This window comes from Modestobacter sp. KNN46-3 (genome assembly GCF_011039295.1).
Map to the genome: position 1 here is coordinate 15,511 of NZ_JAAKGN010000059.1, position 11,993 is coordinate 27,503.

The 11,993-nt window shown below is 72.8% G+C and carries 14 protein-coding genes and 1 pseudogene; 6 read left to right on the top strand and 9 right to left on the bottom strand.

The window, feature by feature from the left end:
- Positions 1–61 precede the first annotated feature (61 nt).
- Positions 62–700 carry a TVP38/TMEM64 family protein gene (locus G5C62_RS13930; RefSeq protein WP_164701458.1) on the top strand — a complete coding sequence of 213 codons (639 nt, stop codon included), beginning with the start codon at positions 62–64 and terminating at the stop codon, positions 698–700.
- Between the two features lie 108 nt (positions 701–808).
- On the opposite strand, the gene G5C62_RS13935 is transcribed toward G5C62_RS13930, so the two are convergent.
- From G5C62_RS13935 to G5C62_RS13945, 3 genes are all read right to left on the bottom strand, one after another.
- Positions 809–2,185 (bottom strand): FAD-dependent oxidoreductase, encoded by a 1,377-nt coding sequence (locus G5C62_RS13935; protein ID WP_164701459.1) that lies wholly within the window; start codon positions 2,183–2,185, stop codon positions 809–811.
- Between the two features lie 245 nt (positions 2,186–2,430).
- Positions 2,431–2,559 (bottom strand): DsbA family protein, encoded by a 129-nt coding sequence (locus tag G5C62_RS28120; protein ID WP_241175889.1) that lies wholly within the window; start codon positions 2,557–2,559, stop codon positions 2,431–2,433.
- A 187-nt stretch (positions 2,560–2,746) separates the two neighbouring features.
- Positions 2,747–3,211, bottom strand: coding sequence for a hypothetical protein (locus G5C62_RS13945; RefSeq protein ID WP_241175890.1), 465 nt, complete (start codon positions 3,209–3,211; stop codon positions 2,747–2,749).
- A gap of 177 nt (positions 3,212–3,388) precedes the next feature.
- Between G5C62_RS13945 and G5C62_RS13950 the strand changes: the two genes are divergently transcribed.
- The 4 genes and pseudogenes from G5C62_RS13950 to G5C62_RS29015 all read left to right on the top strand — a co-directional run bounded on the left by G5C62_RS13950 (position 3,389) and on the right by G5C62_RS29015 (position 5,614).
- On the top strand, positions 3,389–4,153 hold the full coding sequence (locus G5C62_RS13950) for a Crp/Fnr family transcriptional regulator (protein ID WP_206330633.1): 765 nt from the start codon (positions 3,389–3,391) through the stop codon (positions 4,151–4,153).
- Between the two features lie 331 nt (positions 4,154–4,484).
- The gene (locus tag G5C62_RS13955) at positions 4,485–4,796 is read left to right on the top strand and encodes a hypothetical protein (protein WP_164701461.1); all 312 of its coding nucleotides are present in this window, start codon (positions 4,485–4,487) and stop codon (positions 4,794–4,796) included.
- A gap of 24 nt (positions 4,797–4,820) precedes the next feature.
- Positions 4,821–5,393 (top strand): DUF427 domain-containing protein, encoded by a 573-nt coding sequence (locus tag G5C62_RS13960; protein ID WP_206330634.1) that lies wholly within the window; start codon positions 4,821–4,823, stop codon positions 5,391–5,393.
- 36 nt (positions 5,394–5,429) lie between these two features.
- A pseudogene (locus G5C62_RS29015) lies at positions 5,430–5,614 on the top strand (DUF427 domain-containing protein).
- A 7-nt stretch (positions 5,615–5,621) separates the two neighbouring features.
- Here G5C62_RS29015 and G5C62_RS13965 read toward each other — a convergent pair.
- The 4 genes from G5C62_RS13965 to G5C62_RS13980 form a co-directional block, all read right to left on the bottom strand.
- On the bottom strand, positions 5,622–6,293 hold the full coding sequence (locus G5C62_RS13965; RefSeq protein WP_164701462.1) for a haloacid dehalogenase type II: 672 nt from the start codon (positions 6,291–6,293) through the stop codon (positions 5,622–5,624).
- 76 nt (positions 6,294–6,369) lie between these two features.
- Complete coding sequence (locus tag G5C62_RS13970; RefSeq protein ID WP_036337917.1) at positions 6,370–7,143, bottom strand: hypothetical protein; 774 nt, start codon at positions 7,141–7,143, stop codon at positions 6,370–6,372.
- Positions 7,133–7,993: an alpha/beta fold hydrolase gene (locus G5C62_RS13975; protein WP_081975498.1), complete on the bottom strand. Its 861-nt coding sequence runs from the start codon at positions 7,991–7,993 to the stop codon at positions 7,133–7,135. Before G5C62_RS13975 ends, G5C62_RS13970 begins: the two co-directional genes overlap by 11 nt.
- Positions 7,990–8,478, bottom strand: coding sequence for a vitamin K epoxide reductase family protein (locus G5C62_RS13980; RefSeq protein ID WP_052091420.1), 489 nt, complete (start codon positions 8,476–8,478; stop codon positions 7,990–7,992). The genes G5C62_RS13975 and G5C62_RS13980 overlap by 4 nt, the downstream gene beginning before the upstream one ends.
- A 543-nt stretch (positions 8,479–9,021) precedes the next feature.
- Between G5C62_RS13980 and G5C62_RS13985 the strand changes: the two genes are divergently transcribed.
- Complete coding sequence (locus tag G5C62_RS13985) at positions 9,022–10,374, top strand: radical SAM domain-containing protein (RefSeq protein ID WP_231558446.1); 1,353 nt, start codon at positions 9,022–9,024, stop codon at positions 10,372–10,374.
- Here G5C62_RS13985 and G5C62_RS13990 read toward each other — a convergent pair.
- Both G5C62_RS13990 and G5C62_RS13995 read right to left on the bottom strand, forming a co-directional pair.
- Positions 10,351–11,460 carry an ABC transporter ATP-binding protein gene (locus tag G5C62_RS13990; protein ID WP_052091422.1) on the bottom strand — a complete coding sequence of 370 codons (1,110 nt, stop codon included), beginning with the start codon at positions 11,458–11,460 and terminating at the stop codon, positions 10,351–10,353. The genes G5C62_RS13985 and G5C62_RS13990 overlap by 24 nt on opposite strands.
- On the bottom strand, positions 11,457–11,993 hold a 537-nt coding region (locus tag G5C62_RS13995; RefSeq protein ID WP_164701464.1), incomplete at its 5' end, for an ABC transporter permease. The genes G5C62_RS13995 and G5C62_RS13990, both read right to left, overlap by 4 nt.

Below are 11,993 nucleotides of genomic sequence, written 5' to 3' on the forward strand. Positions count from 1 at the left end.
GGGGCGGGCACTTCCGCCCGTCGATCGGAGAAGCGCCCGCCTCGCGTGGGGCCGGCTCATCGTGCTCGCGGCCATCGTCCTGGTGGCCGCCGTGGTGGCAGGGCTGATCGGATCACCGGACCCGGAGCAGTTGGCCGCTGACGTCACCGCGATGGGGCCGGCCGCTCCGGCGGCCTTCGTCCTGCTCTACGCGGTGGTCACGCTGGCCCCTCTGCCGAAGAACGTGCTCACGGTGATCGCCGGTCTGCTCTTCGGGCTGGTCGAGGGAACCGTCCTCGTCCTGGTGGGCGCGCTGCTCGGTGCGGTGGCCGCTTTCGGGCTGGGGCGAGGGCTGGGCCGTGACGCCGTCGACCGGATCACCGGCCGCCGGGTCGCCCGCATCGACGCGCTGCTGAGACGTCACGGGTTCCTGGCGGTCCTCGGGGTCAGGCTGGTGCCCGTGTTGCCGTTCACCGCGATCAACTACGCGGCCGGGCTCACCGCGGTGCGCAACCGCGACTACTTCATCGGTACCGCGCTGGGGATCATCCCCGGCACGATCGCCTACGCATCCCTGGGCGCCTACGGCACGACACCGGGGTCGTGGCCCTTCGCCGTCGCCGTCCTCGCGCTCGTCGCGCTCACCGTCGGCGGCGCGGCCACCGCTCACCGGTACCGGCGCAGGAGCGACCCGGCCGTCGGCCGGGACGGACAGCCCTGACTGGGGACGCCGCCCGATCCCGTCTGGCAGGGGCGATCTCGCACGACCGGTCCAGGGGCAGCGGGGTCGGCTGGAGTCGCTGGCCGTGCGGGGACGATGGTGACCGGATCAGAGTCGCCGGACGTCGACCTCGACGGCCTCGAAGGCCTTGCGGGCCGCGATGAGCACCGGGTCCCACACCGGCGCGAACGGCGGCGCGTAGGCAAGGTCCAGGGACAGGATCTGGTCGACGGTCATCTCGTTCCAGATGCAGATGGCCAGGGCGTCGATGCGCTTGGCGGCCGCCTCCCGGCCGACCACCTGCGCGCCGAGCAGCCGCCCGCTGCGTCGTTCGGCGATCATCTTGACCCGGATGGGCCGGGAGCCGGGGAAGTAGCCGGCCTTGGTGGTGGAGTCCACCGAGGCCGTCACGAACGAGTAGCCGGCCGCCAGCGCCTCCTCGCTCGACAGGCCGGTGCGGGCGACCTCGAGGTCGCAGACCTTGGTGATCGCGGTGCCGATCACGCCGGGGAAGGTGGCGTACCCGCCGCCGATGTTGATGCCCGCGACGCGGCCCTGCTTGTTGGCGTGCGTGCCGAGCGCCACCACCATCCGCTGGCCGGAGAGGCGGTGGCGGGATTCGACGCAGTCCCCGGCGGCCCACACGCCCTCGACCTGGGTCCGCATGCGGGCGTCCACCGCGATACCGCCGGACGTGCCGAGCGGGATGCCGGCGTCCTGGGCCAGCCGGATGTTGGGCCGGACGCCGAGCCCGAGCACGACCAGATCGGCGGGCAGCTCCCGGCCGCTCGCTGTCATCACCGCGCGGGCCCGCCCGTCGGGACCGACGTCGATGGCGACGACCGCCTCCGAGAGCAACAGGTCGATGCCCACACCGCGCACCGCGTCGGCGATGAACTCCCCGATGTCGGGATCGAAGGTGCCGACCGGCGTGGCGGAGCGGTCGACGACCGTGACCTGCAGGCCGCGGACCTGGCAGGCCTCGGCGATCTCCAGGCCGATGTAGCCGCCGCCCACCACGACGACGGTCCGCACCCGGCCGCTGTCGAGCTCGGCGCGCAGGGCGACGCCGTCGTCCAGGACCTGTACCCCGTAGACCCCCGCGGCGTCGATCCCCGGTATCGGCGGGCGCATCGGCACGCTGCCCGCGGCGTAGACGAGCTCGTCGAACGGCTCGATCCCCTCGCCCCCGCCCTCCAGCTCGCGCCACAGGACAACGCGTCGGTCCAGGTCGATGCCGGTCACCTCGGTACGCATCCGCACGTCGATACCGGCCGCGCGGTGCTGGTCGGGAGTGCGTGCGATGAGCTCGACCTCACTGCCCACGGTGCCGCCGATCCAGTACGGGATGCCGCAAGCGGAGTACGAGGTCGCCCGGCCGCGCTCGAACATCACCACGTCGAGATCAGGCTGCCGCTTTGTGGCCTGAGATGCGGCACTGCCGCCTGCGGCGTCCCCGCCGATGACCACCACGCGACGTCCCATGAGCGCTGACGCTAGGCCACCGCCGGTCCGCCGGCTGCGCCGCACCCGGGATCGGCCGACATCGCGGGGCTCGCTGGTGGTGTGTCAGCTCGACGGCCGGTGCACGCCGTCGGCAGGGGAGTTCACGACGAGGAGAGCGGGGCGACGTGAAGATCCTTGTTCTTGTCTGGCTCGCCCGGCGCGCGACTCCCATCGCCGCGACCGCCGACCTCGACGCGCTGCTCGCCCCACCGGTCGCCGCCATCTCATCCGACCTCCTCGTCCCAGGCAGCGAGCAGCTCTTCGGTGGAGGGGTTGCCCAGCCACCGGACCCGGCCACCGAGCCGGTAGGTCGGCGTGCCGACGAGGCCGGCCGGGCGGGCCTCCGGTGGCAAGCAATCGAGATCGATCGTCTCGGCGGCGGCCCCGGGACGTGTCCGGCGCAGGTGAGCGACGAGCTCCCGGGCTCGTACACACCCGAGGCAGCCGGCGGTGACGTAGACCTCCAGCAGCGACCCTTCCGACGGGGTCGCACGTTGCTGCGGTCGGTCCCGGTCGTCCGCCACCGCCACGGCCCGGCGTCTACGCCGTGCGGCGGCGCAGCAGAACGCCCGCCACCGCGCCGAGCACCACGCCGAAGATCACGTGGCCGAGCAGGCTCGTCAACGCCGTCTCGTTGACGACGAACAGCGGCATCCCCAGAAAGGCGGGCATGAGCAGCAGCGGACCGACCACCCAGAGGACGACGCCGTAGCCGGCGCCGATCAGGATCCCGCTGCCCAGGCCCTTGACGAGACCGCCCAGCACAGCTCCGAACGCCGCGCCGAAGATGGCGGAGATCGCCAGGTGGACCACCCAGGCCACCGCCGTGGACGTGCTTCCCACCAGCTGCCCGATCATCCCCATCATGCCCATGGCCTGCATCATCAGGCCGAAGACCACACCTCCGGCCAGGCCGCCGCCCACGCCCGCGGTGACCCTTTGCATGAGGGTTGCGCGACCGTTCTGCGCCGTCGTGCCCGTGGTTGCACTCGCCGTCGTGCGCATCTCGTCCTCCTGACTCGACGGGCGTCGGTCGCCCGGCGAGCTCGACGCTAAGAGCGGCCACTGCTGCCGTATGTGATCCAGGGCACACTTCTGGCGGGTCCTGGATGCCACAGTGGACACGGGTCAGACCACCGCAGGCCGGCGTGCCAGTAGGCCCCGACGCAGGAAGGGAGCACGATGGCGGCGCACGCCAGCAGCACGCCGTCTCCCATGGCCCCGGTGTTCTGCCTGTCCGAGGTCGAGGTGTTCCAGGACCTCACGCCCCAGGAGATGGCCGACCTGGCGGCCCACGCGCCGATGCGTACGGCGCCGGCGGGAACGCTGCTGTGGTCGCCGCACGAGCCGCGCCCGGTTCTCTTCATCGTCAAGGTCGGGTCGGTGCGCATCTACCGGCTCTCGCCCGAAGGCAGGCGCCTGACACTCGCCGTCCTCGGACCCGGCGCGCTGTTCGGGGAGATGGAGTTGATCGGCCAGCGGATGGGGGAGGGCTTCGCCGAGACGCTCGAGCCCAGCGTGCTCTGCCTCATGAGCGAGCAGGACGTCCGCAGCATGCTGCTGTCCGACACCCGGATCGCCACCCGCATGATCACGGGGCTGGGCCGACGGTTGGCCGAAGTGGAGCAGCGGCTGGCCGACACCGTGCTCAAGACGGTGCCGCAGCGCGTCGCCGGCGTCCTGTGCCGGCTGGCCACCGCCGCGCCGCCGGAAACAGGGCTCTTCCCCCAGCGCGGCCCGCACATCCGCCTGACCCACGAGCAGCTCGCCGAGTTGGTGGGCACCACCCGCGAGACCGCGACGAAGTTGCTGGGCGACTTCCGCGCCACCGGACTGGTCGGGTTACGCCGAGGAGGCATCGTCGTGCTCGATCTCGAGGGGCTGCGCGCCGTCGCCGAGCACGGCGAACAGAGCTCGGCGCACGGCCACGCGCCACTACGGCACTGAGACGGAGGAACCCCCGAAGCACCCGCACCGGCAGCCCGGCCTCGATTCCCCCGACCGCTCTCGCGGTACGACGCCCATGGACGTACCGAACCCATGGACGGACCGAGGGGGAACTGTGACCGAGTACGCCCGCCCGCAGTTCTACGCGGGGTTGCTCGTCGAAGACCGGGCCTTCCTGGGCGGAGTCGAGCCCGAGGGAACCTCCCGCCATTGGACCTGCCGACAATCGATGGTGGGCGGAGGCCCATCCGGGTGACCGATACGTCCAGCCCCGCGACATGGACACCAAGACGGAGCAGGCTCGTGCCCACGCCGAGCGGGACGACATCCCGTGGCCGTGGCCGTGGACGACGTCGACGGGACGCTGCATCGGCTGCTGGATCCGAAACCGGGCGCCGCATACCTGGTCGGCACCGACGGGACCGTCCTCTTCCGAAGTCCGTGGGCCGATCACCCCGGTCCGCTGCGGCACGCCCTTTCTGCTGCCGCAGCCGACCAGGACGGGACCGTCGGTCAGGATGCGCTGCTCCCCCTGCCGTCGCGCTGGGAGCAGCATGGGGGTGGCGGCGTCGGCAGCGGAGATGCCGCAGGCAGGCGGCGGGTGAGCGAGCGGCTGCCGGGGCGGAGCCGGTTGGTGGGGTGAGGAAACCGCGCCTACGGTCGGGTCATGTCGCTGACTCTCGGCACCGGCCCTCTCGCGCGGCCCTCGGCGGGCCGGCTGAACGCCGATCTGTGGTCGGTCGCGCCCGCGCACGCGCTCTTCCTGCACCCGCTCGAGGAGCGCATCCGCGGCGTGATCGGCGGGCAGACCGTGGCGGACACGACCGGTGCGGTGATGCTGCACGAGACCGGGCTGATGCCGCGCTGGTACCTGCCCGAGGCCGACCTGGCGCCGGGGCTGCTGAGGCCCAGTGACACGCGAACCACGTGTCCCTTCAAGGGCGAGGCCCGCTACTGGCACCTGGAGGCGGACGGCCGGCGGGTCGAGGACGCGGCCTGGTCCTATCCGGACCCGGTGGACGGCTGCCCGCCGCTGGCCGGGCTGGTCTCCTTCTACTTCGAGAAGCTGGACACCTGGCTGGTCGAGGACGACGAGCAGATCGGCCACCCGCGTGACCCCTTCCACCGGGTCGACGCGCGGCGCTCGTCCCGGCAGGTGACGATCCGGATCGACGGGCAGGTGGTGGCCGAGACCCGCGCGCCCGTGGCCGTCGTGGAGACCGGCATGCCGGTGCGCTGATACGTGCCTGAGTCCGACCTGCGCGACGGTGTCCTGGTGCCGAGCGGGACCACCTCGGTCTGCCCGTACAAGGGCGTGGCGGGTACGAGCACGCTGTCGTCGGCGGGCGGAGCCACGAGGACGTGGCGTGGCACTATCCCGAGCCGCTGCTGGAGGCGCTGCCCGCCGCCGGCCACCGGTCCTTCGACGGCGACGCGGTGGAGGTGGAAGTCTCGCCCTGAGCCGCCGTCAGGTCAGCTGCGCGGCGAGGTCGGTCAGGTCGCTGGCGCGCAGCGACGGAGGGGTGAAGCTCGCCGGGTACGGCGAGCCGCTGCGATCGATCCATGCGGTGGTCAGGCCGGCTCGGGCGGCCCCGTCGATGTCCCACGGGTGGACGGCGACCAGCACCATGTCGGCCGGCTTCGTCCCGCAGGTCCGGGCGGCGTACTCGTAGGCACCGCGGGCCGGCTTCCAGATGCCGGCGTCCTCCACCGACAGCAGCGCCTCGAACTGGCCGCGGATGCCGGCGTCGGTGAGCAACCGTTCCGACACCTGCGTCGAGCCGTTGGTCAGGGTGACCAGGCGCTGCCCCGACGCACGCAGGGTCCGGATCCCGTCGGGGACGTCGGGGTGGACGGTGAGCTCGGTGAAGCCGCTTATGACGTGGTCGACGGCGGCGTCGGTGTCCCGTTCGAGGTCGACGCCGTACAGCACGGTGCGCAGCGCGTCGACCGCCAGCTCGGCGAACGGGTGGGATGCGCCGGCGGCGGTCAGGGCGAACCCGTCGCGCAGCAGGGTCGCGAACCAGAGCTTCGCCAGCTGCGCCGGAGCGCCGACGTCTTCGAAGCGCTGGGCCATCGGGCTCATGTCGGACAGGGTCTCGTTGACGTCGAAGACGATGACGGACGGCGAAGTGTTCATTGCAGGCTCCCGGGGGTCGGTCGACAGAACTCGGCGGATGCGCGGCGGGTGGGCACGGCAGGTCGGCGGGGCGGTGTCATTCGTCGTCGGTGCTGGAGGCGACGAGCACCAAGACCCGGGGCAGCGTGGTGAGGTAGGCGTCGAGGATGTTCGCCATGCCGGGGCGGGCGTCGCTGAGCCCGGCTCGCTCCAGCGCCTCGGGGCCGGCGGACACCCGCCAGGGCAACCCCCTGGCGACGTCGACCGCCCGCTGCTGCAGGTCGCCAGCGGCCGTTCTGGTTCCGGGGACCTGTGGGCCCAGGTGCTCCCACGCCGCTTCCAGCAGGTCGCGCCCGCGCAGGCTGCGCCAGATGCTGTTGACGATGGGCGTCTCCAGCGCTGCGCGGATCTCCCCGTAGAGGTCCGGCGCCGGGGCGTCCTGGGGCGACGGCGCGGGGCTGCGCGGGTGCACCGGGCGCGGCTCCGGTGCCTGACCGGGTGCGGGCGGCAGGTCCAGTTCGTCGTCGAGCGCCAGGTGCAGCCCGGCGGCCAGCAGCAGCATCCGGCTCAGCGGACCGGCGAACTCGGCCAGCGCATTCCGGGCCTCGGAATCCTCCGGTGCTGTCCCGGCCTCCCGCACGGAGGAAACCAGGCGCTCCGCGGTCGCGCTGAACGCCGGCTCCGGCAGCACGCCGGTGGCCTGCTCGTAGGCCAGTACGAGGTAGCCGGGGCACAGCGCCAGCGACTTGAACAGGCTCGGCACGAACGGCATGCCCTGCAGAAGCTGGGCGTAGACGGCGGCGACGGCACCTGTCGCCTCCGCCTCTTCGACCATCGGGTAACCGACGAACCCGTCGACGTCACTCCTCATCGGAACGCTCTCGTCCCGGCGCGGCATCGGTCGCCTTGAGCAGCTCGTTGACGGCCGCGGCGACCACCTCCGGATGGTCCTCGGGCGTGAAGTGCTTCCCGCCCGGAATGGGCTGGAGCGTGGTGCCGAGGTCGGCGGCGAGGCGGCGGCCGTACTCGATCTTCTGGAACTGGTCCGCGTCACCCCAGACGACCCGGGCGGGCAGGCCGAGGGAGGGCAGTTGATCGCTGATGGCGATGGTGTCCTCGACCCGGAGCGCGCTGACCTGCCGCATCAGGCTGCGGGCGGCGCCGTGGGCGACGTAGTGCTGCCAGTGCACCCCGATGGACTCCAGCGCCCGCGCGCGGTCGTCGTGGCCGCGGTGGATCAGCTGGACGAACGAGGGATAGAGCACGGTCTCGGGCAGGTACCGCAGGACCGGCGCCCCGCGCTGCATGGCCTTGACGCTGGGAATGGGCCAGGAGTCGTAGCTGACCGCGTTGGTGAGCACGAGGCCGGAGAACCGGCCGGGCGCCCGGACGGCGGCAATCTGCGCCACCCCGCCGCCGAGGTCGTGCCCGACCAGGACCGGTGCCTCGACGCCGACCATGTCCAGCCAGCGCAGCAGCCGGTCGGCCTGAGCGGCCAGGCCGAGATCGTGTCCTTCCCCGTCGGGAATGGAGCTGCCGTACCCGACCATCTCCAGCGCGAGGGAACGTCCACGCACCAGCGGCATCACGTGGCGCCACAGCCGCGGGGAGGTCGGGATGCCGTGCACGAGGACGACCGGGGCGCCGTCCCCGTGCTCGAACCAGCGGACCGGCTCGCCGTCCAGGAGCTCCTCGTGCAGGTGCATGCCGAGACCGTTCATGACCGACCGCGCAGGCGCCGCAGTGCGGTCCGGGCCTCGGGAAGCGCGATCGGCAGCGTGGCGAGCTGCGCGAGTGCGGCGACGGTGCACCAGGAACAGACCTTGCGGTGCTTGGTGATCTGCTCGGCCAGCAGGTAGAGGCCGCCGCCGGCGTCCGCCGCGGTCTTGGCGGCCAGCGCCAGCGGCACCCACGGCTGCGTCCGGGCGCGGTCGCGGTCGCCCATACCGGCCAGGACCAGCGTGATGCCGGCGCTGACCAGTCCCAGAGCGGCATCCGGCGTCTTCAACTCCTGGTACGCCTCGCCGGAGGCGTCGACCGCATCGGCGCCCAGGAAGGGCAGCGACGGTTCCGGCACCCGGCGAATGAGCCCGAACTGGTACAGCCCCACGACGCCCAGCGCGGCCGAGGCCAGGGACGTCAGCCCGGCGATCCGGCGGCGCTGTTCGAGGAAGTCGCCCGCGCCCCGCCGCAGGTCGTCACTCACCTGCTCGGCCGCAGGGGAGCTCGACCGGCCGATCCCTCCGGACCGTGGCCGGACGGACGCCGCCGGCGGTCCGGCCGGGTGCGGTCTTCCCGTGGTCGTGCGCATGTCGGTTCCTCCTCTGATCGGGGTCTGACTCCTGCCATGCCCGGCCGGCCCCCTGAAAACTCACCGAAACGGTGCACTTCCGGCGGCCAGCCGGCTGTCCGGGTCGGAGCGCGGGCGCGATCGGAGGCCGGGTCGATCTCCACGGGGGGATCGAAGTGGGTCGGGAGGAGCTTGACGCGACGGGCACCGACACCTCGGTCAGCTCGGTGTCGCGTCACTCGGCGTCGAGACGTGGCGTTGAGCGTTGCCTGTCACACCTCGTCGCCCGCGCCCGACCACCCCGCCGGACGATGTCCGACCGGTCGGGATGCCGACGGCCCGGTCGAGGGGTTTCCTGGGCATCCGGGCCGGTCGAGCCCGGGTGGCCGGCGGGGCGGATGGAGGATCTCGATGGGGTTGCGCGCACGGCTCAGGGGCTGGGAGGAGCTGACCCAACCGGTGCACCCAGACACGGCCCGGGTGCTGCGGGAACGGTGGGCAGCGCTGCCCCTGGCAGTGCGCACGCCGGCGCAGACCCTGGGCCGGCACGCGGTCGGCTGCGAGGGCACGCACGGCGTCTTCCCCAAGTGCAACCTCACCTGTACTCCGTGCTACCACTCGGCAGACGCCAACAAGGTCCGGGTCGACGGCGAGCACACTGTCGCGGAGGTCGACGCCCAGATGGCCTACCTGCGGCAGCGGCGTGGCCCGTACGCGCACGCCCAGCTCATCGGTGGCGAGGTCAGCCTGCTGGCACCGGACGACCATGCCGCGGCGCTGTTGCGCATGCGGGCGCACGGCCGCGAGCCGATGTCGATGACCCACGGGGACTTCGACGCCGACCATCTCCGCGCACTCGTGCAGGACGAGCGGGGGCGGCTGCGGCTTCGGCGGGTGAGCTTCGCCGCGCACTTCGACATGCTGATGCGCGGCCGGCGGGGCGCGGTGCGGCCGCGTACGGAGGCCGAGTTGCACCCGTTCCGGCAGCGCTTCGTGCAGATGTTCCGCGACGTGCGGGCCGAGACCGGGCTGCGGTACTACCTGGCCCACAACATGACCGTCACCCCGGCCAACCTGGGGGAGGTGGCGGAGACGGTGCGCGCGGTGCTGCCGATGGGCTATTCGATGATGTCGTTCCAGCCGGCCGCCCACGTCGGTGACGCCCGCCGCTGGCGGGAGGACTACCGGCAGGTCAGCATCGGCGCGGTCTGGGACGCCCTGGAGGAGGCGGTTGGCCACCGCGTGCCGTGGGAGGGCGTGCAGTTCGGTGATCCCCGGTGCAACCGGACGGCGTTCGGGTTCCTCGTCGACGGCTCCTGGGTGTCGTTCCTCCAGCCCACGGATGACCGGGACCTGCACGCCCGCGACCGTTTCTACGACCACTTCGGCGGGGTGGCGTTCACCGGCACGCCCCCGGCACTTCTGGCGCTCAAACTGCTGCGGGTGCTGCGTCGCCACCCGGGTGACGTCGGCGTCGCGCTGCGGTGGGCCGCTCGCACGGTGGGCCGGGCGGGCGGCCTCCGGCGGCTCGTCGGGGCGGCACGTCGTCGCACCCTGCGGCCGATGACCTTCGAGGTCCACAGCTTCATGGACGCCGCGCAGGTCGCCCCCGCCTGGGATCTGATGCAGCGCGGCGTCGCGGCCGAGGACCCGGAACTGCTGGCGACCCAGGAGCGGCTGGCCGCCTGCACGTACACGATGGCCCACCCCGAGACCGGGCAGCTCGTGCCGGCGTGCGCCCAGCACTCGGTTCTCGACGTCGAGGAGAACGCCCGGCTGCGCCGTCTCCTACCGCTGACCGTCATCGACTGACTCGACGGGATCGGCCTCGACGCCGTCCTGGCGGGCGTTCCCGGCGACCACGGCCAGCGCTTCCGCCGGCAGCCGCAGGCCGACGTCCCTGCCGACCTCGAGCTGCAGCCCCGGCCCGAGCTCCGCGGTGACCCGCGCGGTACCGGGGCGGTCAGGGCCACCGACCTCGACGGTGACCAGGGCCCGCGGCCCCCGGCGCCGGACGCGGACGACGGTTCCGACGGCGTCGGCGTCGGCTCCGGTCAACTCAACCGCCTCCTGGCGGATCAGCAGGACGCCGGGCCCGTCGGCCACAGACGTCGCCACCCGGAACACGCCGAGGGGGGAGTGGTGCCAGCCGCCGCGCACCTCGCCGGCGATCTCGTTGCGGCCGCCCAGCAGCCGGCTGACCGCCAGCGAGGCCGGGCGGGTGTACAGCTGACGCATCGGACCGGACTGGAGCAGCCGGCCGCCGTCGAGCACCGCGACGGTGTCGCCCAGCGCGTCAGCCTCCCGGTGATCGTGGGTGACCAGCAGGATCGTGGGGGACAACCGCAGCCGCAGTTCGTCGAGCAGCTCGTACATCTCCTCGCGCAGCCCGGCGTCCAGCGCGCTGAACGGCTCGTCCAGCAACAGCACCCGCGGTTCGGCGGCCAGCGCCCGCGCCAGCGCGACCCGCTGCTCCTGCCCGCCGGACAGCGATCGGGGTGTTCGGCGCTCGAAGCCGGCCAGCTGCACGAGCTCGAGGAACTCGCGCGCCCGCCGACGTGCGGCCCGGCGGGGGACGCCCCGGACCCGGTCGGCGAAAGCGACGTTGTCGGTGACGTCGAGGTGGGGGAACAGCAGCGGGCGCTGGAACACCATGGCCATGCCGCGGTTCTCCGCGGCGGTACCGGCCAGGTCGACATCGTCGAGGGTCACCGATCCGGCGGTCGGTTCCTCCAGACCGGCGGCCACGCGCAGCAGGGTGCTCTTGCCCGATCCCGACGGGCCGAGGATCGCGACGCTGGAGCCGGCCGGGACCTCGAGGTCGACCTCGTCGAGCGCCGGTTCCTGCTGCGGCCCGTACCGCAGGGACACGCCGGTCAGCCGCAGGTAGCCGTTCACGCCCGCACCTTCCGGCCCCGGCGGCCGATCGCGGCGACGATGAGCAGCAAGGCCAGCGGTGGCAGCACGGCCAGGAGGGACAGTGCGGCGACCTGGGCCTCGTTGCCGACCGCGGACGTGGCCGAGGCCACCAGCAGCGGCAGGGTGACCAGGCGGCCACCGCCGACGAGCACGGTCACCACGTAGTCGCTCCAGCCCACGAGGAACGCAAGGAACGCGGCGGCGGCGAGCGCCGGGGCCAGGACCGGGACCTGGACCAGGCGCACCACCTGCCGGGGGGAGGCGCCGAGGGTGCGCGCCTCGTCGTCGAACCCCTGGTCGTAGCCGCCGTAGGCCGTGCGCATCACGTAGGTGGTGTAGGGCAGGGCCGCGACGGTCAGCAGCAGGACCACCCCCGCCCAGGCCGGGACTGCAAGCCGCAGGAGCAGGACGTCGAACCCCATCGCCACGACGAACGGGGGCACCACAAGCGGGCTGAGCAGCACTGCGCCGACCAGCACGGAGGCGGGCAGATGGCGGGACGCCAGCGCCCG

Excerpts from the sequence above, each read along its gene's own strand:
- G5C62_RS13935 (WP_164701459.1), bottom strand. The coding sequence starts at position 2,185 with ATGGGACGTCGCGTGGTGGTCATCGGCGGGGACGCCGCAGGCGGCAGT.
- G5C62_RS13945 (WP_241175890.1), bottom strand. The coding sequence starts at position 3,211 with ATGCGCACGACGGCGAGTGCAACCACGGGCACGACGGCGCAGAACGGT.
- G5C62_RS13950 (WP_206330633.1), top strand. The coding sequence starts at position 3,389 with ATGGCGGCGCACGCCAGCAGCACGCCGTCTCCCATGGCCCCGGTGTTC.
- G5C62_RS13960 (WP_206330634.1), top strand. The coding sequence starts at position 4,821 with ATGTCGCTGACTCTCGGCACCGGCCCTCTCGCGCGGCCCTCGGCGGGC.
- G5C62_RS13965 (WP_164701462.1), bottom strand. The coding sequence starts at position 6,293 with ATGAACACTTCGCCGTCCGTCATCGTCTTCGACGTCAACGAGACCCTG.
- G5C62_RS13970 (WP_036337917.1), bottom strand. The coding sequence starts at position 7,143 with ATGAGGAGTGACGTCGACGGGTTCGTCGGTTACCCGATGGTCGAAGAG.
- G5C62_RS13975 (WP_081975498.1), bottom strand. The coding sequence starts at position 7,993 with ATGAACGGTCTCGGCATGCACCTGCACGAGGAGCTCCTGGACGGCGAG.